Origin of the sequence: Rhizobium sp. BK529 (assembly GCF_014194105.1) — a bacterium.
GTDB lineage: Bacteria > Pseudomonadota > Alphaproteobacteria > Rhizobiales > Rhizobiaceae > Rhizobium.
On sequence record NZ_JACIAU010000009.1, the window covers coordinates 33,302 to 57,261 of the forward strand.

Sequence of the window (23,960 nt, forward strand, 5' to 3'; positions counted from 1 at the left end):
CACAACGCGTCTGGCGGCTGGTGGTTTCGCTTCTCAGAGCTCGATACCCACGGAAATTGCTGAACTTCCGCCTTGGCAGGTGTCGCAGCGACCGGAGGTTGGTGACGTACCCTCAAACTGCGTGCGCGTGCGGTCCCGCTCGGGAACTTTCATCATCAGGCGAAGTTCATGGAACTGTCGGTTGAAGAGCAAATCCTCGCCATTTGGCGATGGTACCCGCACCGGCCTTACCCGGCAGTTCGTTGAAGGAGAAGATGCGTTTGATCACCACAACAGTCTGTCATTAATCAAGGATCTCGGCGGTGAAGCATTCAACAACAAGTGCGATGATCCTCCTTGTCGCTACATTGGTCATCGGCTGCAGCACGCCAGAGGCCACAGCGCGACCGGGTCCCACTCCTTTACCGGGGAGCCTGACTTACGGCGGAAAAGTCGTCCATTCTCGTTACAAGCCTGGGACGATCGTCAAAAACACCTTTCTCGGGCAGTTCGGGTACCGTGTCTTCGAACGGTATGTGGTTCAGCCTGACGGGACCTTGCGGCTGACCTATCAGACAACCGGGCCGGATTTTCTCTGGGACTAAGCTATGCTGCGTCATGAGGCCCGCCTCCTGATGCTGGCCGCTATAGGATTGTCCCCAGATGACCCAAGCCCCTCCGCGGCACGGGCGCTGGCGCGCTATCGCCGCCAGCCTGCCGGGTAGACCAGTACCAACGCATCTAGCTGTTGGATATTATCCTCGGCTCGCGGCCGATCTACCGGACCCGACCGGACCGAGTGGTGCCGACCTTGTTCCTCAGTCTGCAAGCGAGCAAGGCGCGACCTTGCGTTTTGGCTTTGCGCAACCGCCGATCCCATTCGAGGGCGTCGTGCGCGGCTTCGTTCGCTTTCTCCAACCGATCTTTAGTTTAGCGGTGACAACGCGATAGACTACCGAACGCTGGCCCCGCCGTCATCAGTTCCTCGTCAGCATCGTCCCTGGCCATGTTCTCGCGCGACGACGTCTTCGGCGGCTCATGGTCGCTCCTCAGTCACGCGCTTATTAAAGCGTTGATATCGCCCCGAACCCTGCTATGTTCTCTCTTTGTTTCAACGTGATTTTTTTGCAGCCGATCCATCGCAATCCGTGAAGTTGGAATGCAGAACGTAAGCTCCTTTCCCGTCCGGAAAATCGTCCATGTTGACATGGATGCATTTTACGCATCGGTCGAGCAACGCGATAATCCGGAGCTGCGCGGCAAGCCGATCGCCGTCGGCGGATCGGCTGCACGCGGCGTGGTGGCGGCGGCAAGCTACGAGGCTCGCGCCTTCGGCGTTCACTCGGCCATGCCGTCGGTGACGGCCAAGCGCAAATGTCCCGAGCTGATCTTCGTGCCGCCGCGCTTCGACGTCTACAAGACAGTGTCGCAGCAGATCCGAGATATCTTTGCCGAATATACGCCGCTTATCGAGCCGCTCTCGCTCGACGAGGCCTATCTCGATGTCACGCAAAATCTCAAAGGCATGGCAGTCGCCACCGAGATAGCGTCGGAAATTCGGGCCAAGATCAAACAGGTGACCGGGCTCAACGCGTCGGCCGGTATTTCCTACAACAAGTTCCTCGCCAAGATGGCAAGCGACCTCAACAAGCCGAACGGCCAGGCTGTCATCACACCGAGAGACGGGCCGGTCTTCGTCGAAGCCCTCCCCGTCAAGAAGTTTCATGGCGTGGGTCCGGCGACGGCCGAAAAGATGCGCCGGCTCGGGATTAATACCGGCGCTGATCTTAAGGAGAAGACGCTCGAATTCCTTGTCCAGAATTTCGGCAAGTCCGGACCCTATTTCTTTGGCATCGCCCGCGGCATTGACGAGCGCCAGGTCAAGCCGGACCGGGTGCGCAAATCGGTAGGCGCCGAAGATACGTTCTCCGAGGACCTTCATGCCTATGAGCTGGCCCGCCAAGGGCTCCAGCCACTGATCGAAAAGGTCTGGGGTTACTGCGAGGCCAACCGGATCGGTGCTAAGACGGTGACGCTCAAGGTCAAATATGCCGACTTCAACCAGATCACCCGCAGCAAGACGGTTTCCGCACCTCTGTCGGTGATCGGCGACCTCGACGAAATCGTCGATCTGCTGCTCGCACCAATCTTCCCGCCGCGCAAGGGCATCCGCCTGCTCGGCGTCACCTTGTCCTCGCTGGAACGCGCTGCGGAGGCGGAGCCACAATTGCGACTGGCGCTCTAGCTTGCCAGCGCCGGCTGATCGGACGCGCGTGAAGTATCTTTGACACGGAACGTCCCCTCAGGTAGCGGGCGCAGGATTTCGTCCTCCGGCACCCTTCCATCGAGCCATGCCATCCTTTGATCCCGTCTGAGCACCGCCATCTGGCGGTCTTGGTAAGGCGCGAGATCAGGATTTGCCTCGATCGTCAGGATCGCAAAGCCCTCAGGCCAATCTTCTGCAGCAGGCCGCCAGATCCCCGCGAAATAGAACCAGTCGCCATCGGCGAGCGAAAAACTGAAGTTCTTGTGACGAAACTCGGACGCTGGCACCAGGCAGCGATGGGTCGGGAACCGTCGGCCTTCGGATCGGACGACACTGACGGCGCGGGCACGGCCATCGCGGGCTCGTAGCCCCCACGGCAGTTCCACCATCTCCACATCGCTGCCGTTGCGCCTGACGACGATCCGGCGCTTGTCGAGAGGGGCATCGGACTGAAAAACGGTCGCATTCATATCCAAGAACATACCAGGAACGCAATCAGCGGACAAGATCGAGCTCTTGCTTGGGCCTTCCGTCTGCCGAGGGTGGAGGCCGAAGATCTCCTTGTTGCGCTGGCGAGCGCGCGATCCGACCATATATTGCACCTGCAGCGGCTCGCCGTTACCGATCGATGCCTCGAAGGGAGGAACCATGTGCAATGATTACCGATTGATGGTCGATACCGCGTCGATCGCAAAGGACTTCGCCGATCTCAAGATCAGGATCCGGTTCGATGAAGGCATACCGAACCTCCAGGCGCGCGAGGATATCAAGATCACAGACTTCGGCCCTATCATCCGCACGATCGGCGGAGCCCGCGATGAGACAGAGCTCGTGCAGCGACGCTGGAGTTGGCCGGGGCCGAACAAGCGGCCGGTCTATAATTTCCGCTCTGAGGGACGGGAGTTCACGTCCAATCGCTGCCTGATCGTCGCCGATGGCTTCTACGAGTTCACGGATCCGAAAGACCCAAAAAAGAAGCGCAAGGACAAGTGGCTGTTCACGAAGAAGGGCGAGCCGATCTTCTGCATCGCCGGCATCTGGCGCGATACGCCGGATGTGGGTCAGGCTTTCACGATGCTGACGATGGAGCCGGGACCGGACATCCTGCCCTACCACGATCGCCAGATCGTCATCCTCGAGCGTGACGCATGGGCAGAGTGGCTCGATCCGACTGTGTCGGCGACCTCTTTGATCAAGCCGCTTCAACCGGGGACGTTATCGGTGGAGCAGGTCGGCTAGGTTGCGGGCGCCTGCACCACGGCCCCAGGTGCGATCTTTCGCGGAAAACGATAGTTTGTACGGTAAGAGTCCAAAGCCACGTTCTTGACGAAGCGAGCTTGATTCGCGGCTGTCAAGTTGAAAACATGCCCTTGCGTTCCAAAACGAGACGAGGTCGCCATGACAGTTGCTTTGGCTCACGGCATTTTTTCTCACTATGACGTGCAGGTGATGCGGCAGGTCTTCACGAAGATCAGCTCGGAACCATGGTTCTCGCCCGGCGCGGGTAACAGGGCCGCACTTGCGAGCTGCGTCATGAAAATGTATCGGCGCGGCCTGGTATGCCCGGAGCGTCTGGAAGCGCTTTGTCGCCTCGTTGCGCACAAGAAGTTCTCGCTCCAATCGGCTCTCGGAGGTTATCGGTTCCTGCTTGCGGAAGATGATTACCACGTCGCGGCGGATGCCAGACAGCGGTTGAATTCGCTCGGAGCCGAAGTTCTGTCAGTTTCCTCCGTTTCCGCGGCACTCGACATCGCCGAACACGAACATGGCCTCGATGGCGCATTGCTTGATGTCAATCTGTCAGGTGAAATGGTCTATTCGGTCGCGGCAGTCTTGAAGATGCGACACATCCCCTTCGCCTTCGTCACCGGATCCGACGACAGGCTCCTCCCGCCATTCTACCGCAACGACAAAATCTTCATGAAACCCACCGACTGGGCCATCGCTGCAAAGCATGTCGTACGTCGCCAGCGACTTCTGGCAGTGTGAAACGACAGAACGCGAACTCCCCGTGCAGGCGGCATGGTGCCGGGAACTGTGGGTCGAGCCATATTGCTTACCAACGCACTGAGCAGGCGCCACGATGGTCCCCTGCGTTCGCCAGACGTACTCATTTTCTGCCTAACCTTGAGAATGGTCGCCGACGCGACTTCGCCGGTGCCGACGGTCAGAGATGAAGGCGACGAAGGAGCCAACGAAGATCTAGAGCGATGCCCTCAGATTGCTACGGTTGGAGTGGCCCCCAGACTTGGCCCCGCGTCGGATGCGCAACTCATCGCATCACGACAAGCACCTGTCTGAGCTGGAGCACCGAGTAATCCCTCTTCATATGATGTGGTCGCGGTGCCATCTCCCGCCCGCTCCGTCATCGCTTCGACCGCGCGAGGAAGTCCTGCACGATGTCGGACATGTCTATTGAAGAGCTGCACCGGAGGGGCGGGAATTGAGCAATCGTCTTCAGCCTAAAGAGCATCGTTTGAGCGTCGGGGCAACGCGCAGCGACGCAGACCGCGGGCACCTACTCCGGCAGGGCTGTCTGCCGGAAAAACGACACCGTTGCCTCGTCCGGCGGTCCAAACCACGTCGTGAAGAAGGTTCGGAAGTCCTGCGCGGCATAGGTCTCGCTTAATGCACGGTCGACAGCCAGACGGAAGTCCTCATCGCCACGTGCCAACTCGAGACCGAGCGGTTCGTAGGTGAAATGGCGCTGTAGGACGATGAGATTGCCGGAATTATCGCTGCGGGCGGCAGCATCCATGAGGATCGGCATATCACCGAAAAGCACTGCCGAACTGCCGTCCAGCACACGCTCTATACCTTGCTGATAGGTGTTGACCGGCATGGCGGTCGCCGCGAGCTGGAAGGTCTTGATCCTATCGGTCAGCCAGCTTTCGCTCGTGGTTCCGGCGATCGAAGAGAACGTCTTATGTTCTAGGATCGTGCGAGCCGGCGAACCGCGCCAGACGGGACGGCTAGTCGGCTCGCCATATTGCAGCACTTCCCGCAGCGCCAGCGGAGAGTTGGTACTGAGCAGCGCGCCGGTGCCGCTCGGGAAGATCGGGATGGAGAAGGAGACCTGCTGGCGACGCGTCAACGTCACCGGCTCTGCGCCGCAGACAAGATCGGCCGCGCCGCTTTCGATCGCATTCACCTTGGCATCGCCTGGAAGAGGCACCCATTCCACATCGAGCTTCGGCAGGTTCAGCTGTGCCCTCAAGCTATCGGCGATCTTGTCGCACAGCGCCACGGCATATCCATCCGGCCTGCCCTGCTCGGCATTGAAGGAGAATGGCCTGGCTTCCGGATCGTAGCCGAGCTTCAGTGCACTGTTCGTCCTGACGCGATCGAGCGTCTGGGCTTGCGCGGGCGCGATGAGCGCGGATGCTGCCATGGCGGCGAGAGCGAAGGCGGCGATAACCGCCCGGTGACCATTTCTCTTTGGCATATCTGGTCCTCCCTCTGTTATTCGGCCGGAGCCTGGTTCGCGCCACCCGAAAAACGCGGCGCGATCAGGCCGTAGATGATGAAACCGATGCCTGTCACGATCATGCCGCCGAGCACCGCATCCTTGCCGGAGGCGTAGATTGCGAAGACGCTATAGGCCATGCCGACAAGCGCGATCGCCGCATTCAGGTTGTATTTAGCCGGAGGCACACGGGCGACCTTCATCATGACAAACAGCGCCGACAGCGCGATGATGTACGGCAGCACGTTGGTGACAACAGCGAGGTTGACGAGCGCGGAGAACTGTTCGCTCAGCGTCGGGGATATGGTCATCAGGGCAAGGCAGGTCTGCACGATACCGAGGATTATCATGCCGCGCACAGGCGCTCCCATCTCGTTCACGCGCGAGAATATAGAAGGGAACATCCGCTCGTCGGCAGCGGTCTTCGCCGTCTGGGCAATGGTGAATTGCCAGCCGAGCAACGAGCCGAGGCAGGCGAGCACCGCAAGCGCCATGATGATCGAACCAATCGTCGGATTGAACATCGTGGCATAGGCGAGCGCGAACGGCCCCGTCGAAGTGGCGAGATCCGCATTCGGCACGATGCCCTGAATGACCGTCGTCGACAGGATGTAAATGACAGCCGCGCCCAGTGTGCCGAACATGCAGGCGAGCGGCACGTCACGTTTGGGATTTTCGACGGCATCAGAATTCTGCGCTGCAGACTCCATGCCAAGGAAGGCCCAGAGGGTCAGCGAAATGCTTGATCCCATCCCCTGCGCAAGCGACAGGCCTTTCGGATTCCAGGCGGCTGCGAATGTGCTGGAGCTGAACCACAGCCAGCCGATAATCGACAGCAGCCCGACGGGCAAGATGACGCCCCAGACGGTAATAGAGCCGATGCGACCGGTGATCCGCGGACCGCCGAAATTGGCGGCCGTCGTCAGCCATAGAAGGATGATCAGCGCGAGGCAGGTCATGATGGGGGTCGAGGTCAAGCCAGGAAAGAAGCCGGCGAGATAACCAACGGCCGAAATGCCGATTGCCACATTGCCGACCGCGAGCGACAGGAAGTACAGGAAGAACACCAGAAAGTAGCCGTCTTTCCCATAGGCATCTTCCGCATAGGCGGACATGCCACCAGGGCGCTGGTTGAAAAGGCCGGCCTGGGCAAAACCATAGGCGATCGCCATCGAGCCGACGGCGGTCACGAGCCAGGACAGCAGCGAGATCGCGCCCACCTGGGCCATGTTGGCGGGAAGCATGATGATGCCTGAACCCATCATGTTGACGGCGACGATGAAGGTGAGTTGCACCAGGTTCATCTTCTTCTTGGCAGTGGTCTCGGCCGCGAGATGCATCGTGTTATCGGTCATGACGAAATCCTCCCTACCCCCTACTCGCGCACGACATATGTGTAGAATTTGATCCGCCCATCGATCCGCTCCTGGAACACGCCCTGGACCTCATAGTTGAAGCCCGGGAACCGGTTGAAGGATTCTTCGAAGGCGAGGAAATAGTCCCGCATAGGCCGCGCCCGGTCATCCCAGCGTTCTCCGGGCACGATCACGCCGATGCCGGGCGGATAGATCAGCGCCAACGTCGCCGAAACGCGGCCGGCGGCCTCCGCCAACGGCACATAGTCGACATTGTTGGCGACCAACCATTCATAGGCCTGCTTGGGAGCCATCGCTGGCTTCGGAAAACTCTCGGAGCGGAAGCAGAGACGCTGCAGCTCCTTGACCCCTGCTTCGCGATAGAAGGAGTGCATCTCCCTGCAGGCTTGGCGGACGGTATAGCGGGCATACCGTTCGCGATTGGCCGCGAAGACGGTCGGCAGCACTTCCTGCAGCGGCGCATCGCGATCCCAGAGGTTCTTGAACTTGACGAGTTTGGCGACCAGCGTATTCAGCTTGCTCTCGTCCTCGGCGGGGGTGAGCAGGAAGAGAAGGCTGTTCAAGTCGCATTTTTCCGGAACCACCCGCTGCTCGCGCAGATAGTTGGCGACGACCGTGGCGGGGATACCGAACTCGCGATATTCGCCCGTCTTTCGGTCGATGCCGGGCGTCAGCAGCGTGAGTTTGTTGGGATCGACCATGGTGTAATCAGGCGCATAGCCCGAATAGCCATGCCATTTTGCCTCCGGATCGAACCGCCAGCATTGTTGCTCGTGCTTCAGCACCTCGGTCGGCACATCTTCCCACCTGGTGTCGATGAGATCGCTAGTGTGCTTCGAGCCCGAGACCGAAACCTTGTCCGGCACGAAGGGATCGAAGAACCATTGTTCTTCGGCGCTCGTCGCCTTGCTCTCGTAGTGCTCGACGAAGCCGCGCAGCTTCTTACGAACCTCGATGCCGAGTTCGATGCAACGATCCCAGAGCATCTCGCCGGCCTTGCCCTCATGCACCTTGGCATTGACATCGAGCGACGCGAAGAGCGGGTAGAAGGGGGAGGTCGAGACATGCATCAACAGCGATTCATTGAAGCGCTTGTGCTCGATAAACCGGCGCTGGCCGCTGATATGTTCGTCCCGCTTGTGGATCTGCGACGCCTGCGAGAAACCGGCACCCTGCTTGTGGACCGACTGGGTGGAGAACAGTCCAGGCATATCCCCCCGCAAGTCCTTGAGACGCATGGGGCTATGGCCCTCGAAAAGCGGGTGGAAAGCGTTGTAGCCGATCCAAGCCTCATCCCAGAGCACGTAGTCGCAGAGATGGCCGATCTTCTCCATCACATGGCGGACGTTGTAGATCGTACCGTCATAGGTCGCGAGCTGGATGCAGGCGAGGCGAAAAGGCCTTTCCGCCTGCGCCTGGCTTTTGTCGGTGACGAGCGGGTGTTCCTCTATCTTTTGCCGCAGCCAGGCCTCGTCCCAGGCTGCCCAGTCGACAGCGCCGATCATGCCGAACGAATTGCGGGCGGTCGGCAGATAGATCGGGATCGCGCCGGCCTGCACGAGTGCGCCCTGATGCAGAGACTTGTGATTGTTGCGGTCGAAGAGCACGAGATCGCCGCTGCGCAGCACCGCATTGGCGACCACCTTGTTAGACGTGCTCGTCCCGTTCAGGATGAAGTAGGTGCGGTCTGCGCCGAAGATGCGCGCTGCCTGTTTCTGGGCTTCGACGGCAGGGCCCTCATGGATCAGCAGATCGCCGAGATCGACGTCGGCGTTGCAGAGATCGTTGCGGAAAATGCTCTCGCCGAAATATTTGAAGAAGAGCTGTCCGGCCGGCGACTTGCGATAGAACTGACCGCCCTGGTGCCCTGGGCAATCGAAGGCGATATTCGCCTCACCGTCATAAGCCATCATGCCGCCGAAGAATGGCGGCAAGAGCGATTTGCCGTAATTGACGGCACTGGAGACGATCTGCTTGGCATAGAAGGTCGGCGTCTGCTGGCCGAGATAGACAAAGCCGTCCACCTCGCCGGCCATCTCGACGACATCCATATCCGCAATCGTCAACGTATCCGCCATCGCCCAGATCGGTGTTCGAAAGCCAAGATCCCTGACGGAACGAAGGAAGCTGCGCGCCGCCGGCAGCTTGCCGCCCTCGACCGAGCCGATATAGGCGCCGACATCAGCATCCTCGGAGACATCGGCGGAATAATCGTCGCGCAACTCCACCTCGAATCCGTCAGCGGTGATCTGTGACACCAGCGCCTGTGCCTGAGAATTGTCGCGGTCGATGATCGCCACGATCTTCAGCATCTTGTGGAAGGGTATGGCGACCGTCGGAGACTTCACATCACGCGGGATCATTCCTGCCCCTCCCCTGCAATGCAATCGACAAGGTAACGGCGTCCGCCATCACCGGGCGCGAAGCGAAGGCCGTGAATATCGGTTTCGAAACCGGGGAACTTGCTGTCGAAGTCGCGGGCGTAAAGCAGGTAATCCTGGATGGACTTCGTCGACTGAGTGATCCGCTCGCCCGGCATGATCAAGGGAATTCCCGGCGGATAGGGAACGATCATCACCGCAAGGGTGCGGTTCATGAGATTGTCGATCTCGACGCTTTCGATCTTGCCCTTTACCAGCCGGTCATAGGCATCGGCGGGACGCAGGGCCATTTCAGGCAGCACCGTGTACATCTCGCGCTGCGCCTTCGGCACATCGTCCTTACGATAGATCGCATGGATCTGCTCACAGAGATCTTTCAGGCCCATGCCGCCATAGGCCTCCGGATGGGCTGCGGCGAGCGCCGGCAGCGCCCGGGTCAATGGCGCATTGGCGTCATAGAGATCCTTGAAATTGAGAAGCTCGGTGACGAGCGTGCTCCACTTGCCACGGGTAATGCCCATCGAGAAGAGAACGAGGAAGGAATAGAGGCCGGTCTTTTCGATCTCGATGCGCCGTGACGACAGGAACTTGGTGATGACCGCTGCCGGTATCCCGTGCTCGTCCATCACTCCGCTTGCCGACAGGCCCGGCGACAGGATGGTCACCTTGATCGGGTCGACCATGACGTGGTTTTCGGCAAGCCCGGTAAAACCATGCCAGGCGTCATCGGGCTTCAGAACCCAGTCGGCATGGGTATCGCTCGGCGTCTGTTCAGCGACCGTCGGTTCCCAGACATCGAACCACCAGGTGCCTTCTGTCTGTTCCCTGACGGCATTCATCGCCCTGCGGAAGCTGATTGCCTCGTCGAGCGTCTCCTGCACCAGCGCACGGCCCGCCGGCTGCTCCATCATCGCGGCCGCGACATCGCAGGAGGCGATGATGCCATATTGCGGCGAGGTCGAGGTGTGCATCATGAAGGCTTCGTTGAAGCGGGTGATGTCGAGACGCTTGTTCTCGGCATGTTGGATATGGATCATCGATGCTTGCGAAAGCGCCGCCAGCAGCTTGTGCGTCGAGTGCGTGGCGAAGGTAATGGCGTTCTGCGACCGCGCGGGCTGGTTCGACGAGATGCCGTGGAAGCCGTCGTAGAACTCGTGAAAATTCGCATAGGCGTACCAGGCCTCGTCGAAATGCAGCACCTCGACCGCATCCCCCAGTGACGCCTTGATGGCGTCGACATTGTAGCAGAGCCCGTCATAGGTCGAGTTGGTGATGACCATCAGCCGAACTTTGCCGCTGGTCTGCCCGGCAAAGGGGCTGGCGGCAATCTTGCCGGCGATCGATTCCGGCGTGAACTGATCCTTGGAGATCGGGCCGATAATGCCGAGCCCGTTGCGCGAGGGCGTCAGATAGATGGGTGTCGCGCCCGTCATGATGAGCGAGTGCAGGATCGACTTGTGGCAGTTTCGGTCGCAAAGCACGAGATCGCCGCGCCCGACCATGCCGTGCCAGACGATCTTGTTGGCGGTCGACGTGCCGCCGACGACGAAAAGGGTCTCATCTGTACCGAAGATGCGTGCCGCGTTGCGCTCGCCCTCGGCGATCGGCCCCACATGGTCGAGAAGCGAACCGACGCTGCCGACCGATACAGAGATATCGGAGCGCAATGTGTTTTCGCCGAAGAACGTGTAGAAGAGCTGACCGACCGGGCTCTTGCGGAAAGCGACGCCGCCGCCGTGGCCCGGCGTGTGCCAAGAATAGGCGCCTTCCAGCGTGTAAGCCATCAGGGCCTTGAACATCGGCGGCGGTAGTCGGTCGAGATAGTTGCGGGCGGTCTGCGCAATCGCGCGCGCCATGAATTCTGCGCTGTCCTCAAACAGCCGAAAGAAGGCATTGGCATGCCGAAGCACTGTGGCCGGTACATCTTCCGCGGTCGTATCGTCCCCGAAGAGGAAAATCGGCATGCGGTCGTTTCTCCGCCGTTTGGCAGCGAGAACCTCTCCCAGCACCTGCCAGCGCGTCGCTTTGTCCTCGGTGCCGTCGACGGAAACCAGCCAGCAGGATTCGGTGTTGAAGATATGCACGAGACGGCGTGCATCCTCGTAGGACACGCCGGAGACGATCCGGAATCCCTCCTTCTCGATAGCGGAAGCCAGATCGCGCATACCGCGCCCGGCAGCGCTCTTGCCGTCAAAATCCTCATCGATAACAGCGATAGGAAATGCCGTCTGGAATTCCATGCCTTCCTCCAGAACCGGGGTGTCAAAGGCTGCGGCCGCCCTGCAGCCGCCTGCATCTCAGGGGAAGGATCGTATATGACGGCTCGCGCAGCGTCGTTGATTGCAATCAACGTGACACAGAGCTTTTCGATGCCGCTCCAGCAGTCGGGGTTCCTGCTCGCCTATTCGGCCCACTCCGCATCGGCGGTGAAGGCAATCGTCAGCCAGCGATTAGCGCTTTCGTCGCCGATCGCATTGCCTATTTCGTCGCGCAGCGCATCCCACTCCTCCACGGTCTTTGCGGGAAGCCCTTCCGGCACGATGAAATAGAGCTCGATCTGCTTTGCGCGGCCGACCTGGGCGACATAGGCGCGGTGCGAAACGAAACCGAGGCGGCGAACCGTGTCCGAGGCAATGCGATCGACATGTTCCTGCAGATCGAGAGGCGCAATCAGCAATATCTCTTTCAGCGCTTTCCAGACTGTGCCGATCGGTAGCGGGATCATGACAAGGCAGACGAGCGTCAGGACGGCCGGGTCCATGTAGGCGGCAAGCCAGGCCAAGGGTGTGGACCGCGCCGCCATTCCGATCAGAAATGCGATGAGCAGCGCGAGCGCAATGCCGCCCGACATGATCCAGGCCTTGACGTCGAGCGAGATGAAATCGGATTTGATCCGGCGATTCAGTCTGATGCCCAAAACAGCCATGACAGCGCAGACGAGCACGGTCGCCGCCGAATAGGCGATGGCCATGCCGAAGCGCAGTTCGTGGCCGCCGTTCAGGATGCTGATGATCGCACTGATAAGCGCGTAGACGCCGACCGTCATCAGCAGGCAACCGTTGAGCATCAGCACGATCGGCTCCAGGTGCCAGAAGCCCATGGTAAAGCGGTTACGGATCCTGCCGGAGCGGGCGTCGCTCTGGGTCGATTTTATGATGAGGCTGGAAACCCAGAGCGCAAGCGCTGTCATCGCTGCGTCGGCCAGCGAATAGACACCATCGAAAGCGATCGAAAAGGATCCGGAAAGGATCCCGAAAACAACCCCAAGCGTTGCGACGACGACGGTCGCAGCAATCGAAATCCTGAGAACGCCTTGCTCGCTTAACATTTCGGGCAACCTCCGGCGGGTCATGCCAGCTCGTTTGTGCCGATCATGAAGCGAAGCAAGGCCTGGAACAATGGCAACCCTAAGCCTTTGCCGGCTCGCTCGTCTGGGTAATAAGGTATTACGTGCCGATTATCGGGAGCAACAGGGCGGCGGGTCTTTGCCTCATAGTCTCAGGCGCAGATGTGCGTTATTTGGTATAGAAGGTCATATTACCGTTGCGCGCGCGCGAAACCCATTCGATGTCATTTGCACTGAGCTTCTTGGCCTTGAGCTGGGCCACCAGCCATTTGTTGGAGCGAATGGCGTCCCTGATGGCTTTGACATGCTCTTCGCTTCCCGGTTGAGGGTGCGAGCCGGTTTCGGAGAAGCCTGCGACTCTGTAGCTGACAATTGTGAATCGCTTGTCGTGGTAGGCTCGCACCGCGTCGGGCAGGTTCTCGCTCCAGTTCATTCTCCGATATTCACGTCGATCCTGCTGCGCTTCGACCGGGGCAATTCCAGCAGCAGCAGTCAATACGGCAAGTCCAATGATCACGAACATTTTCATCGCTCTAACTCCCGAGACCAAAAATGATGCTCAGTTCTCAAAATAGCTGACGCAACGGTGGCAGGCATTGAGCAGGATCAACGTGTTCGAACAGCGATTTCGACACTGACCGCCCCCGATCCCGCGTGCGCAGAACACCCTCCGGGACGCTCACGACTACGCATTGAACCGGATTGCGGCACCCCATCTTTGGGGGGAAGATCGCTGGAATGGATCGCCATCCGAGCCCTGATCGGCAACGGATCAGGCCGCCTCGCGGGAGGGAACAACATGACAACGCCGCCAAATGGCAAGAGCCTGGGACTTGCTGCCTGCACCGCCATCGTAGTGGGAAACATGGTGGGGTCGGGCTTCTATCTTTCGCCTGCCGCCGTCGCGCCTTACGGCAACCTTGCGATCATCGTTTGGATCCTCATGGGTGCTGGCGCGATCTGCCTCGGCCTCACCTTCGCGCATCTTGCAAGCCTCGTGCCCGCAGTCGGCGGTCCTTATGCCTACACGAAGCTCGCCTATGGCGATTTCGCCGGTTTTCTTATCGCCTGGGGATACTGGATCTCGATCTGGACATCCCTGCCGGTCATCGCGATCGCCTTTGCCGGCGTGATGGTGGACCTCTTCCCTGCCCTTGCCAATCGCTTCACCGCAACCGTACTGACACTGGGGGTAATCTGGGCGATCGTTCTCGTCAACCTTCGCGGCGTTCACGCAGCAGGCTTGTTCGCGCAGGTGACGACCTTTGCCAAGCTGCTGCCTTTCGGCGCTGTAGCCATAATCGGCCTCCTCTATATCGATAGCTCACATTTTGCCGAATTCAATCCGAGTGGCCAGCCGCTGCTGCAGTCGTTCGCGACGCTGGCGCCGCTCACCATGTTTGCCTATCTCGGGCTGGAATCGGCGACCGTCCCTGCGGGTGATGTCGACAATGCCGAGCGCACCATCCCGCGATCGACCGTGCTCGGTATCTCCATCGCCGCCGCGCTTTACGTGCTCGGCACAATCGTCGTGATGGGCCTCGTGCCGCGCGAACAACTCATTCATTCGGTCGCGCCCTTCTCCCAGGCCGCGGGAATCATGTGGGGGCGCCCTGGAGAGCTGGCGATCTCGATTGCAGTCCTGGTCTCCTCGATCGGTGCGTTGAACGGCTGGACCTTGCTGATGGGACAGGTTCCGATGGCAGCGGCGCGAGACGGTCTGTTTCCGCCGCTCTTTGCCCGGCTCTCCTCCCATGGCGTTCCGGCATGGGGCATGATCATCTCAGCCTCGTTTGCAACGATCCTGGTGATCGTCCAGGCGCTTGGCTCAGAGGGCTTCGCCGCAGTCTATCGGCTGATGGTGGGGCTCAGCACAATGGCTGCCGTCGTGCCTTACGCCTTCTGTTCGCTTGCCGGAACCCTCGTTGCGGGCGTGACGCTCGGGCGAATGCCAAGGGTCAGCGCAATTGAAGCCATCGCATTTGTTTTTGCGATCTTCACCCTTTATGGCTCCGGCGCCGAACCGGTACTCTACGGACTGGTGCTGCTGATGCTCGGTATCCCCGTTTATGTCTGGCAGAGGCGAAATGCGGCTGAAACGGCAAACAAAGACACGGCAGCGGGTGCGGCATCGCGCCCGGCCGTCTCGGGATGAGTTTGCCTTGGAACGTTCAGTGCCAGTCCAAGCCTGCAAAACTCTCACTGATGATTGTTCCGCGCTCGCCGCGCACCATCCCGGCAATATCGGAGAGAGAACCGATTGCGGCCGTCTTGCCGTTGGCACGCGCGAAATGGCAGGCCGCATCCACCTTTGGCCCCATAGAGCCGGCCGGGAAGGAGAACTGTTTGAGATCATCGGGGCGAGCACGATGGATCGCCTTCTGAGATGGTTTACCCCAGTCTGTGCAGACGGCCTCGGCATCCGTCGCCATAATCAGCAGATCTGCATGAAGTTCGCGTGCCAGCAACTCCGAGCATAGGTCCTTGTCGATGACGGCTTCGACACCGATCAGTTTTCGATCTGCGCCCTTTTGGTACATGGTCGGTATACCGCCGCCGCCTGCACAGATGACGATGGTGCGCTCTTCCAGCAGCCAACGAACCGGCCGGATCTCGAAAATGCGCTTTGGCACGGGCGAGGCCACGACGCGACGCCACTTTTCGCCATCCTGCTTGAAGACCCAGCCCTTCTCCCCACGGATCCGGTCGGCCTCCGCCTGATCATAGACCGGGCCGACGAACTTGGTTGGATTCTGGAACCCAGGATCATCGGCATCGACTTCCACCATGGTCAGCAGCGTCGCGAGAGGCTGCTCGAACGGCAGGAGATTGCCAAGTTCCTGCTCCAGCATATAGCCGATCATGCCTTCGGTCTCGGCGCCGAGAACATCGAGCGGATAGGCTTCCTCGGGTTTGTAGGCTGCGCCCTGAAGCGCGAGCAGACCCACCTGCGGACCATTGCCATGCGTTATGACGATCTCGTGTTCGGCGGCAAGCGGCGCGATCGCCTCAGCGGCGATGCATGCGTTCCGCCTCTGGATATCGGCGGTCATGGCTTCTCCGCGCCGGAGAAGCGCATTGCCGCCGAGCGCAATAACCATACGCATGCTAATCTCCTAATGTCGCGACCAGCAGGGCCTTGATCGTATGCAGGCGGTTTTCTGCCTGCTCGAAGGCGACATTGGCCTCGGATTCGAAGACGTCATTGGTGACTTCGAGCCCGTTTTCCATGCCGTAATCTTCGGCGATCTGTTTGCCGAGCGTCGTTTCGGTGTCGTGGAATGCCGGCAGACAATGCATGAACTTGGTCTGTGGATTGCCGGTGGCCTTCATCAGGTCCTGATTGACCTGATAGGGAGTGAGCAGCTTGATGCGTTCGCGCCAGACATCTTTTGGCTCGCCCATCGAAACCCAGACATCCGTGTGGATGAAATCGACGTCCTTGACCGCCTCTTTCGGATCTTCTGTGATCAGCAAGCGTGCGCCCGAGGCCTGCTGCAGATCCTTGGCGATCTTCATATACTCCTCCGACGGCCACAGCGACCGCGGGCCGCAGATGCGCACATCCATCCCGAGCAGGCAGCCGACGATCAGCAGCGAATGGCCCATATTCGAACGCGTATCGCCGATATAGGCATATTTTATCTGCGCGATCGGCTTGTCGCTGTGTTCGCGCATGGTCATGACGTCGGCTATCATCTGTGTCGGATGGTATTCGTCAGTCAGGCCGTTGTAGACCGGCACCCCGGCGTACTTTGCGAGGGTCTCGACGCCTTGCTGTGCCGACCCACGATATTCGATTGCATCATACATGCGGCCTAGCACCCGTGCCGTATCCTTGAAGGATTCCTTGTGTCCGATCTGCGAGCCGGAGGGATCGAGATAGGTCACATTGGCACCCTGGTCCGAGCAGGCGACTTCGAAGGCGCATCTGGTTCTGGTCGAAGTTTTTTCGAAGATCAGGCAGATTTCCTTGCCTTTCAAATGTTCCTGTTCGGTGCGGGCATATTTTGCCCGCTTGAGATCCCGGGCAAGATCGAGGAGATAGCGAAATTCCCGCGGGGTATAATCCTGCACGGTGAGAAGCGAGCGATTGCGCAGATTGAAGCTCATGGTCTTGCTCCGTCGGTCTGTTGTCTTGGATGGGACTGTCAGTAAGCCGGGTCGCGCCAGATGGGGCATGTCATGCAATGCCCGCCACCGCGGCCGCGGCCGAGTTCGGATCCGCGTATGGTGATGACCTCAACGCCCGCCTTGCGCAGCAGCGTGTTCGTGTAGGTGTTGCGGTCGTAGGCGACGACGACGCCAGGCTCGAGCGCGACGACATTGTTGCCGTCGTCCCATTGTTCGCGCTCGGCCTGATAGGAATTCCCGCCGGTCTCGACGGTACGCAGTTGCGGCAGATCGAGCGCTTGGGCGACGACGTCGAGCATCGGCTCGGTTTCGGGACGGATTTCGAATGTGCCGTCATCGCCCACCGGATACATGCTGTAGCAGCGGATTTGGCCAACGACTTCGGCAAACAGCGTGACGAGATCGCGGTCGCAAAAGCTGAAGACGGTATCGAGGTGCATGGCCGCGCGGCTCTTCGGCATCAGGCACCCGATCACTCGCTTCGCAGCCTTGTTCTTGAACAGCGCCTGCGCCACCTGGCCCACCGCCTGATAGGTCGTTCGCTCGCCCATCCCGATCAGGACGGTGCCGTTGCCTATCGGCATGACATCGCCGCCCTCCATAGAAGCGTTGGCAAACTGATGATCGGAATCGCCCCACCAGATGCGAAAATCACCCCCATGGAAGATCGGATGGAACTTGTAGATCGTGCGCTGGATCAGCGTCTCGGCGCGTCTCGCCGGCCAGAACATCGGGTTGCAGGTCACGCCGCCATAGATCCAGCAGGAGGGATCGCGCTGGAACAGTGTGTTGGGAATCGGCGGGATGACGAATTCGGTTTCCGGCAGGGCGCTGAGCATCAGCGACTTCGCCTTGACATCAGGCAGGTCTGAAATCGCAATACCGCCGATCATGAATGCGGCGAGCTGCTTTTCCGGCATTGCGTCGAGCCAGGGCCGCATCGCTTCGGCGATCTGCGAGCCGAGCACGTTCGGAGTGACGCGTCGATCCAATACGAAATCACGCGCCTGCTTGTTGGAGAGTGCCTGAGCGAGCAAGTCGTGTAGCTCAAGAACTTCCACCCCTCTTTCCTGCATCTTCAGGACAAAATCATAGTGATCCTTCTGGGCCTCATGCACCCATATGACATCGTCGAAAAGCAGATCGTGGCAGTTTGCGGGCGTCAGGCGCTGATGAGCCAGGGACGGCCGGCAGACCAAAACGGTTCTTAGTTTTCCCACCTCAGAATGGACACCGAAACCGCGCATGCCGTCCTCCTTCCTGCCACGGGGATAGCGGCCGGGCCGCCGGCTCTTCGAACAGCTTCAGATTATTTTGGCGCCCCGGCTGCTGTCATTGATTCCAGACAAGGTGCGGTGCAGCATTTGCGACCCACTCTCCGAGATCCGGCAGACCTGTTTGGGTGGAGATCAACCCCTCCGCGCCGCAGCATTTGCCGGGCGCGCCAATGGGGTCGGATAAACGTTCGGGACCATGCCTTTTCGCCGTTGCGGAAGGCATAGCAACCGAGGAGCAGGCAGATTACATGCGTCAGCACGGGGTTGCTTTCAGACAGGCTTGGTGGTTTTCGAAGGCACTCACAGCTGAAGAGTTTTCGAGTTCCACGCCGCATCGGTCGCAACGCACGGCCGGGTTCGGGAAGTCGTCCGAGTACCGGCATGATGTTCCATGCACGCCTAGGATAACGCAATCCCCTTGAGCAGGACGCGCGATGCGTTCGATCGCGCACGCGGATCCGATGTGACGCTTTCCTTTGCGGGCGCGAGTTAAAAGATTTTATTGCGACAATCGCGAAGCGTGCATCTAATAGAGCCGACTTGCAGAAACTTGCGGCGGTGGTTCACATGGCGGAGTTAGACAGGCAGGCAAGCATCCCTCCAAATCTGGCCCCAGAGGAGGTGCGACATCAGCTGGAGCGTATTCTCGTATCGAGCGATCTCAATCGATCGAAGCGGATCCAAACTCTGCTTAGCTTCGTGGTTACCGAAACTCTTGAAGGGCGGTCAAAATACCTGAAAGCATATTCGATAGCCCTGGCTATCTTCAACCGCGACAACAGTTTTGATCCACAAACCGATCCTTGTGTTCGGACTGCTGCTATGCGGCTAAGAAGCGAGCTGGAAATGTATTATCTGACACTTGGAAAAGAGGATCCTGTACTCATCGACATCCCTAAAGGAACCTACGTTCCGGTATTTGCACGGAAGGCATGCGAAGGTTGCCAGGTTGCTTCCGACGCGCACCGGAAATCACAAGGTGATTGTCCGTTCCATCCATTGCCGGCGCGCGTCCCCCTGCGTCTGCCCCCGATGCTCAACCGGCGTTTGGCTTTAGCAAGCATGGGCATGCTGCTGCTGGCAGTCGCTTCAGGGAGCTTCGGGCCCGCATCCGTCAGCAGCGTTCCCGCGACAACTTACGGACTGCCGGTTGTCCGCGTGGAACCATTTGAAGCACTACCTGAAACTGCACCAAACTTGATGTTTGCACAGGGCCTAACAGATAGCGTCGTAGCAAAACTGGCGCAGGATCCGAAAATGGTTGTGCAAGTCGTCATCGGCGTCAAGGCACCACCCCCGACTTACCGGCTCGAAGGCAGGGTTCGCACCGAAGAAAGTGCAGTGTGGACGTCGCTGCGGCTTACTCGAAATGCGGATGATACGATCGTCTGGGCCACTACTGTGAAAGGCAATGTCCAACAAGGCAACTTCTGGGGGACGCAAACGCAGCTTTCACAGGAGGTAGCAGCGCGCATTGCGGGAAATCACGGGATTATCAATTAAGCGTCGGCTCGCTACAACTGAGGTCGGCGCTGCCACCGTTCTGTCACTGGCAGAAATCGCAGCGCGGTCGGGAAAAAGCGAGGGCGAGCTGGTCGAGAGCATGCTGGCAAAAGGCGACGCAGCAAGCGGTCGCAACTGACGAGCACGTTGCAAATGACGACAATCTGTCGAGGAGACGTGTTGAGGCGAACGATCTCACCGATAAAAATTCCATCATCGGACATCCGGAAGGTCACACGGTGGTCGCAGCCGAAGACAAGCAACAACGAAGGATATCACCGATGCGGCATCGATGTTATCAAGGCATTTCGGTTTGCGGGACGTGTAGAAACCGTGGACAGACGCTTAGGGCGAGGATGAGCGCGACGCACAGGCGCCCCCGCCGCTACGATGCGATTGATCGGCGGCAATCGATTTCATCCATTTCGTAGCCCAAGGTCATCCCTACGCGACGGACAAGTGGTTCCCACTGCCGACGTTGATCGACATAGCGGGCGGCGTCCGGCTGCGTTTCAATGCCGGCTTTTTGCAAGACTTCCACGGCAACGGAATAGCTCCGATGGAAATAGTCTGGCCGGCTGGCGCCGTCGGTTTCGTCGACTGTGGGGAAATTTCGATCCAACGTCGCGAGCAAGAGGCGAGCACATTGACGCAGCGCATCAACTGACGCCGCTCCGATTGTGACCTTGTACTTCTTTCGGTCCAGCGTTGTGTCGATCAGCGTGGTAAGATCGAGCAAAATGAAACTCATGCGCGATACGGAATAAGAGGGCTCTTTGAACCGGAAATAAAACAGCAGCGGGTAAAAATGGTGGGCCTCTTTCGTCGCGGCGAGCGACCGCAACAGGTTGCCAAACTCGCTCGCGGCGCTGGCGAAATCGCCATCGGGCCCGAGTCGGGCCAACATCTCGGCCGCATCACCAGTGCCGCCTGTCAACAGATCGATCGTAAGCGCCAACGCGTTGCGCTCACGCAGAGCCGAATAAACCTGCACGAGATAGCTCAACACCAACGACAGGACCGAGGCGCCGATGAGGGAGTTGGTCAGAAAGAGGATGCGGGTTGCCGACGTATGCGGTGCATAATCCCCGCCTCCCACGATCGAGAGACTGTTGCCCGCCACAAGCAAAGCGGCGACGAAGTCGGTTGGTGTGTCACCGCTGCTCGGCCGGATCGCGGTACCGAGCTCAGGATGAATGACGAGAGCTGCCCCGATTGTCAGCCCAACAGCCCAGAACGCGATCAGTGCGACAACAATGATCGGCCCGGCAAAGCACAGGATGTGAGAACGGGCGCGGCCAAAGGGCCAAGCAAAGGCCTTGATGCAAGTCCAAACGAGGCGGTCCCAAACAGGGGCGAGCAACCCTGTGCCGGCGCGCGCGTAAAGGACAGTGGAGAAGATGTCGGCGAGGAAGACGAACATCAACCCGACGCCGAGGAGCTGTTCAAGATCCAACTTTCCCCTCCCGCTGGGGATCTGCGAAGCCTTTCGAAGGTGATCGCCTCCAACGCTTCAGTGGCTCGTTCCCGCCGGCTTGCCCAGGCGCTCCTGCGATCAATGCTTCATATCGTGACCGGCGCCGGCCTGCCTTGTGGCAGGCCTGCTTTTGTTGTCGGAAGTCGCCCGCAAATCCTCGAGCTGTCTGCGGGCGGCGCCGCGCGATGCCTCCACCCCATTCGGGAAACCGCTGCGGTCAGCGTAGTCCCGTCGCTGAACTTTGTAGCGGGCATGGCGGATCGTGCTCGTCCCTCTTGCCGCGATGTCGAGAAGCGTGATGCCGGCAACCATGATCAACGCCAGTGCTGCATTGCCCCGCTTGTCATTGTCGGGTCGCATGGCCGCTGCCAAGGTGGCAATATCGAGCCCGTCACCGGCGATCCGGCTGGTAAGCCCCACCTGTTTGTCGACCGACAACGTAAGGAACCCCGATGTTATCTCCCGCAATCCGAAAGCGAGGACCAGATTTTCCTGGCCGCGCAGGCCGATCGCACGGGTGATCTTCCTGGCCGCAAATATTTCGACGATCCCCAATCCAATGCTGAACCAACCAAGATTGCGCGCCAGCCGATCGGAGGAGCTGAGCGAACTTGGCCCTGACTTGATGACTTTGGGGTCGCCTTCTGAACGGGTGATGCTGCTGAGAAATGCCATGTCGGAACCCTCCTTAAGGTTTCAGGACGACCTTGATGCAGCTGTCCTGCTTGTCGCGAAACACCTTGTACATTTCCGGCCCGTCTTCGAGCCCGACGGTATGGGTAATGACGAAGGAGGGATCGATCTGACCATCCTCGATGCGCCGCAGCAGATCGTCCGTCCACCGGCGTACATGCGTTTGCCCCATGCGGAAGGTGAGGCCCTTGTTCATCGCCATGCCCATAGGGATTTTGTCGACGAGGCCGCTATAGACGCCGGGGATCGAGATGATCCCTCCCGGCCTGCAGACATAAATCATTTCGCGCAGGACATGCGGACGGTCGTTCTCCAGCATCACCACCTGCTTGGCGCGGTCCAACAGAGTATCGGGCTGGCCCATCGAGACGTGGCTTTCCAGCCCGACCGCGTCGATGCATTTTTCAGGACCTTTAGCGTCGGTCAGCTCGTTCAACCGCTCGATGACGCTCTCATCGTTGAAGTTGATGGTGATCGCACCCCCAGCTTCAGCCATGGACAGACGTTCCGGGATGCAGTCGATGGCAACCACCTGCTTGGCTCCCAGAAGCACGGCACTGCGGATCGTCATCTGGCCGACGGGGCCGCAGCCCCAGATCACGACAGTATCGGTCGGCTCGATGTCGCATTGGGCAGCTGCTTGCCACCCCGTCGGAAAGATGTCGCCAAGGAAGAGCACTTGCTCATCGGTGAGACTGTCTGGAACCTTGATGTGCGTCTCGTCGGCGAACGGCACCCTCAAGTATTCCGCCTGACCGCCGGGATAGCCGCCCGTCAAATGGGTGTAGCCGAACAGCCCCGCCGTGGTGTGGCCAAACGCTTTGTCCGCCATCTCCTTTTTGCGGTTTGTCCCTTCGCAAACGGAGAAATTGCCGCGTTTGCATTGGTCGCATTCGCCGCAGTTGATGGTGAAGGGAACAACGATCCGGTCGCCCTTTTTGAGGCGGCCGTTCATCTGAGAGCCAGTTTCTACCACCTCTCCCATCATCTCGTGTCCCATGATGTCGCCCGGCTTCATGGCGGGGATGAAATTATGGAACAGGTGAAGATCGGAGCCGCAGATCGCGCAGCTCGTGACCTTGATGATCGCATCGCGTGGATGTTCGATTTCGGGGTCCGATACGGTATCGCACCGGATGTCCTCCTTGCCGTGCCAGACTAGCGCGCGCATGCGTCTCTCCTTGTTCGTCGTGGTCGATCGGCCGGTGAGCGGCACCCGAAATCTCGCAAGATCGAGCAGCTGGCCGTTCACCCATGAGCGCCACAAACCTGCGCTCGCTCGGATAGTTCCTGGATCGATCGGAATTTTTTGGAGGTGACGGCTGATCGGAATTTTATTGGCGCTGCGCCAGGTGAGCATTTTGAAGGAGTCGTCGGCCCAGCCTTCATTGAACCGAGGCACCTTGCCTGAACGACTCCGGCAAGCAGGGTGATGCGTTATGCCGGGCGACGATAGAACGGGTGGCAGCGACGAAACCAGATACGCCGGCAAGGCGTTAGAGGACTCCACGGAGAACCTTCGAATGCCCGGTACCTTCTTCACGCTCTACGTGCTCGCCTTCGATCTCGACGAGCGCGACCAGCCCGTCAGAGCTTTCGGACCGCGGAGAGCTGCAACAAAGGAGGCTGCCCTCGAAGAGGCGCGCGAGCTGGCGGTTACGCACGCAGGGGTCGTCGTGTGGAAGCGCGAGGGAGATCCGGTCGTCGGCGAGGAAGGCGAACCGGAGATCGTTTTCCAGTCCGGCAGGATCGGAGACTTCGCCTAGCCGGCCATCCGCAGGTTCGACCGATCGGTCATCTCCCCGACCATCGCCGCGATCGCGTCCATCCGGTAGGGTTTAGGAACGAAGACGGCGTCACCCGGCAGGTCCTCGGCGCGGAGACGATGTCCGCCCGACGTTATGATCACCGGCACGTTCCCATGGATGGACGAGATCATCCTGGCGAGATCGAGCCCGCTGGGGCCCCCGGGCATGTCGACGTCCGTCACGACGGCGTCGATCCTCCGCTGCCCCAGGATGGCCACCGCCTCAAGGGCGTTTCCAGCCTCGATCACATCGTA

General features: G+C 59.6%; 21 protein-coding genes. 7 read left to right on the forward strand and 14 right to left on the reverse strand.

Annotated features, from left to right (window positions below):
• The first annotated feature begins 326 nt into the window (after nucleotides 1-326).
• Nucleotides 327-584, forward strand: coding sequence for a hypothetical protein (locus FHX08_RS31110; protein ID WP_132658310.1), 258 nt, complete (start codon nucleotides 327-329; stop codon nucleotides 582-584).
• A gap of 554 nt (nucleotides 585-1,138) precedes the next feature.
• A complete protein-coding gene (dinB, locus tag FHX08_RS31115) occupies nucleotides 1,139-2,224 on the forward strand; it encodes a DNA polymerase IV (protein ID WP_132658209.1) in 1,086 nt (361 codons plus the stop codon).
• Here dinB and FHX08_RS31120 read toward each other — a convergent pair.
• Complete coding sequence (locus FHX08_RS31120) at nucleotides 2,221-2,715, reverse strand: SOS response-associated peptidase family protein (protein ID WP_132658309.1); 495 nt, start codon at nucleotides 2,713-2,715, stop codon at nucleotides 2,221-2,223. The genes dinB and FHX08_RS31120 overlap by 4 nt on opposite strands.
• A gap of 178 nt (nucleotides 2,716-2,893) precedes the next feature.
• Between FHX08_RS31120 and FHX08_RS31125 the strand changes: the two genes are divergently transcribed.
• Together FHX08_RS31125 and FHX08_RS31130 are read left to right on the forward strand one after the other, a co-directional pair.
• A complete protein-coding gene (locus tag FHX08_RS31125) occupies nucleotides 2,894-3,484 on the forward strand; it encodes an SOS response-associated peptidase family protein (protein ID WP_132658207.1) in 591 nt (196 codons plus the stop codon).
• A gap of 159 nt (nucleotides 3,485-3,643) precedes the next feature.
• Complete coding sequence (locus FHX08_RS31130; RefSeq protein WP_184328215.1) at nucleotides 3,644-4,234, forward strand: hypothetical protein; 591 nt, start codon at nucleotides 3,644-3,646, stop codon at nucleotides 4,232-4,234.
• A gap of 529 nt (nucleotides 4,235-4,763) precedes the next feature.
• Here the strand turns inward: FHX08_RS31130 and FHX08_RS31135 are convergent.
• The 6 genes from FHX08_RS31135 to FHX08_RS31160 form a co-directional block, all read right to left on the reverse strand.
• Nucleotides 4,764-5,690, reverse strand: coding sequence for an amino acid ABC transporter substrate-binding protein (locus FHX08_RS31135; protein ID WP_184328216.1), 927 nt, complete (start codon nucleotides 5,688-5,690; stop codon nucleotides 4,764-4,766).
• Nucleotides 5,691-5,707: 17 nt separating this feature from the next.
• On the reverse strand, nucleotides 5,708-7,066 hold the full coding sequence (gene potE / locus FHX08_RS31140) for a putrescine-ornithine antiporter (RefSeq protein ID WP_184328217.1): 1,359 nt from the start codon (nucleotides 7,064-7,066) through the stop codon (nucleotides 5,708-5,710).
• 20 nt (nucleotides 7,067-7,086) lie between these two features.
• Nucleotides 7,087-9,450: an ornithine decarboxylase gene (gene speC / locus FHX08_RS31145; protein ID WP_184328218.1), complete on the reverse strand. Its 2,364-nt coding sequence runs from the start codon at nucleotides 9,448-9,450 to the stop codon at nucleotides 7,087-7,089.
• Entirely contained in the window at nucleotides 9,447-11,708 is a 2,262-nt protein-coding gene (locus FHX08_RS31150; RefSeq protein WP_184328219.1) for an Orn/Lys/Arg decarboxylase N-terminal domain-containing protein, read from the reverse strand. Before FHX08_RS31150 ends, speC begins: the two co-directional genes overlap by 4 nt.
• Before the next feature lie 161 nt (nucleotides 11,709-11,869).
• On the reverse strand, nucleotides 11,870-12,796 hold the full coding sequence (locus tag FHX08_RS31155) for a cation diffusion facilitator family transporter (RefSeq protein WP_184328220.1): 927 nt from the start codon (nucleotides 12,794-12,796) through the stop codon (nucleotides 11,870-11,872).
• 187 nt (nucleotides 12,797-12,983) lie between these two features.
• Nucleotides 12,984-13,343 (reverse strand): hypothetical protein, encoded by a 360-nt coding sequence (locus FHX08_RS31160; protein ID WP_184328221.1) that lies wholly within the window; start codon nucleotides 13,341-13,343, stop codon nucleotides 12,984-12,986.
• Nucleotides 13,344-13,613: 270 nt separating this feature from the next.
• Between FHX08_RS31160 and FHX08_RS31165 the strand changes: the two genes are divergently transcribed.
• On the forward strand, nucleotides 13,614-14,969 hold the full coding sequence (locus FHX08_RS31165) for an amino acid permease (RefSeq protein WP_184328222.1): 1,356 nt from the start codon (nucleotides 13,614-13,616) through the stop codon (nucleotides 14,967-14,969).
• A gap of 16 nt (nucleotides 14,970-14,985) precedes the next feature.
• On the opposite strand, the gene arcC is transcribed toward FHX08_RS31165, so the two are convergent.
• Genes arcC through arcA form a run of 3 tightly spaced genes read right to left on the reverse strand, consistent with a single transcriptional unit; the run spans nucleotide 14,986 to nucleotide 18,195 of the window.
• Complete coding sequence (arcC, locus tag FHX08_RS31170) at nucleotides 14,986-15,921, reverse strand: carbamate kinase (RefSeq protein WP_184328223.1); 936 nt, start codon at nucleotides 15,919-15,921, stop codon at nucleotides 14,986-14,988.
• Between the two features lies 1 nt (nucleotide 15,922).
• Complete coding sequence (locus FHX08_RS31175; RefSeq protein WP_184328224.1) at nucleotides 15,923-16,927, reverse strand: ornithine carbamoyltransferase; 1,005 nt, start codon at nucleotides 16,925-16,927, stop codon at nucleotides 15,923-15,925.
• A gap of 38 nt (nucleotides 16,928-16,965) precedes the next feature.
• Nucleotides 16,966-18,195 carry an arginine deiminase gene (arcA, locus tag FHX08_RS31180; RefSeq protein ID WP_184328225.1) on the reverse strand — a complete coding sequence of 410 codons (1,230 nt, stop codon included), beginning with the start codon at nucleotides 18,193-18,195 and terminating at the stop codon, nucleotides 16,966-16,968.
• 597 nt (nucleotides 18,196-18,792) lie between these two features.
• Between arcA and FHX08_RS31185 the strand changes: the two genes are divergently transcribed.
• On the forward strand, nucleotides 18,793-19,728 hold the full coding sequence (locus FHX08_RS31185; RefSeq protein ID WP_184328226.1) for a hypothetical protein: 936 nt from the start codon (nucleotides 18,793-18,795) through the stop codon (nucleotides 19,726-19,728).
• Between the two features lie 385 nt (nucleotides 19,729-20,113).
• On the opposite strand, the gene FHX08_RS31190 is transcribed toward FHX08_RS31185, so the two are convergent.
• From FHX08_RS31190 to FHX08_RS31200, 3 genes are all read right to left on the reverse strand, one after another.
• Nucleotides 20,114-21,184, reverse strand: a complete 1,071-nt coding sequence (locus FHX08_RS31190) for an ion channel (protein ID WP_184328227.1) — start codon at nucleotides 21,182-21,184, stop codon at nucleotides 20,114-20,116.
• Nucleotides 21,185-21,283: 99 nt separating this feature from the next.
• Nucleotides 21,284-21,880 (reverse strand): hypothetical protein, encoded by a 597-nt coding sequence (locus tag FHX08_RS31195; protein ID WP_184328228.1) that lies wholly within the window; start codon nucleotides 21,878-21,880, stop codon nucleotides 21,284-21,286.
• A 13-nt stretch (nucleotides 21,881-21,893) separates the two neighbouring features.
• Nucleotides 21,894-23,069 carry a zinc-dependent alcohol dehydrogenase gene (locus tag FHX08_RS31200; RefSeq protein WP_184328231.1) on the reverse strand — a complete coding sequence of 392 codons (1,176 nt, stop codon included), beginning with the start codon at nucleotides 23,067-23,069 and terminating at the stop codon, nucleotides 21,894-21,896.
• A 352-nt stretch (nucleotides 23,070-23,421) separates the two neighbouring features.
• Between FHX08_RS31200 and FHX08_RS31205 the strand changes: the two genes are divergently transcribed.
• Nucleotides 23,422-23,664 carry a hypothetical protein gene (locus tag FHX08_RS31205; protein WP_184328229.1) on the forward strand — a complete coding sequence of 81 codons (243 nt, stop codon included), beginning with the start codon at nucleotides 23,422-23,424 and terminating at the stop codon, nucleotides 23,662-23,664.
• Here the strand turns inward: FHX08_RS31205 and FHX08_RS31210 are convergent.
• A partial coding sequence (locus FHX08_RS31210; RefSeq protein ID WP_184328230.1) for a response regulator occupies nucleotides 23,661-23,960 on the reverse strand: 300 nt, incomplete at its 5' end. The genes FHX08_RS31205 and FHX08_RS31210 overlap by 4 nt on opposite strands.

Coding starts and splice junctions, on each gene's coding strand:
- FHX08_RS31110 (WP_132658310.1), top strand. CDS start 327: ATGATCCTCCTTGTCGCTACATTGGTCATCGGCTGCAGCACGCCAGAG.
- dinB (WP_132658209.1), top strand. CDS start 1,139: ATGCAGAACGTAAGCTCCTTTCCCGTCCGGAAAATCGTCCATGTTGAC.
- FHX08_RS31120 (WP_132658309.1), bottom strand. CDS start 2,715: ATGAATGCGACCGTTTTTCAGTCCGATGCCCCTCTCGACAAGCGCCGG.
- FHX08_RS31125 (WP_132658207.1), top strand. CDS start 2,894: ATGTGCAATGATTACCGATTGATGGTCGATACCGCGTCGATCGCAAAG.
- FHX08_RS31130 (WP_184328215.1), top strand. CDS start 3,644: ATGACAGTTGCTTTGGCTCACGGCATTTTTTCTCACTATGACGTGCAG.
- FHX08_RS31135 (WP_184328216.1), bottom strand. CDS start 5,690: ATGCCAAAGAGAAATGGTCACCGGGCGGTTATCGCCGCCTTCGCTCTC.
- potE (WP_184328217.1), bottom strand. CDS start 7,066: ATGACCGATAACACGATGCATCTCGCGGCCGAGACCACTGCCAAGAAG.
- speC (WP_184328218.1), bottom strand. CDS start 9,450: ATGATCCCGCGTGATGTGAAGTCTCCGACGGTCGCCATACCCTTCCAC.
- FHX08_RS31150 (WP_184328219.1), bottom strand. CDS start 11,708: ATGGAATTCCAGACGGCATTTCCTATCGCTGTTATCGATGAGGATTTT.
- FHX08_RS31155 (WP_184328220.1), bottom strand. CDS start 12,796: ATGTTAAGCGAGCAAGGCGTTCTCAGGATTTCGATTGCTGCGACCGTC.
- FHX08_RS31160 (WP_184328221.1), bottom strand. CDS start 13,343: ATGAAAATGTTCGTGATCATTGGACTTGCCGTATTGACTGCTGCTGCT.
- FHX08_RS31165 (WP_184328222.1), top strand. CDS start 13,614: ATGACAACGCCGCCAAATGGCAAGAGCCTGGGACTTGCTGCCTGCACC.
- arcC (WP_184328223.1), bottom strand. CDS start 15,921: ATGCGTATGGTTATTGCGCTCGGCGGCAATGCGCTTCTCCGGCGCGGA.
- FHX08_RS31175 (WP_184328224.1), bottom strand. CDS start 16,927: ATGAGCTTCAATCTGCGCAATCGCTCGCTTCTCACCGTGCAGGATTAT.
- arcA (WP_184328225.1), bottom strand. CDS start 18,195: ATGCGCGGTTTCGGTGTCCATTCTGAGGTGGGAAAACTAAGAACCGTT.
- FHX08_RS31185 (WP_184328226.1), top strand. CDS start 18,793: ATGGCGGAGTTAGACAGGCAGGCAAGCATCCCTCCAAATCTGGCCCCA.
- FHX08_RS31195 (WP_184328228.1), bottom strand. CDS start 21,880: ATGGCATTTCTCAGCAGCATCACCCGTTCAGAAGGCGACCCCAAAGTC.
- FHX08_RS31200 (WP_184328231.1), bottom strand. CDS start 23,069: ATGCGCGCGCTAGTCTGGCACGGCAAGGAGGACATCCGGTGCGATACC.
- FHX08_RS31205 (WP_184328229.1), top strand. CDS start 23,422: ATGCCCGGTACCTTCTTCACGCTCTACGTGCTCGCCTTCGATCTCGAC.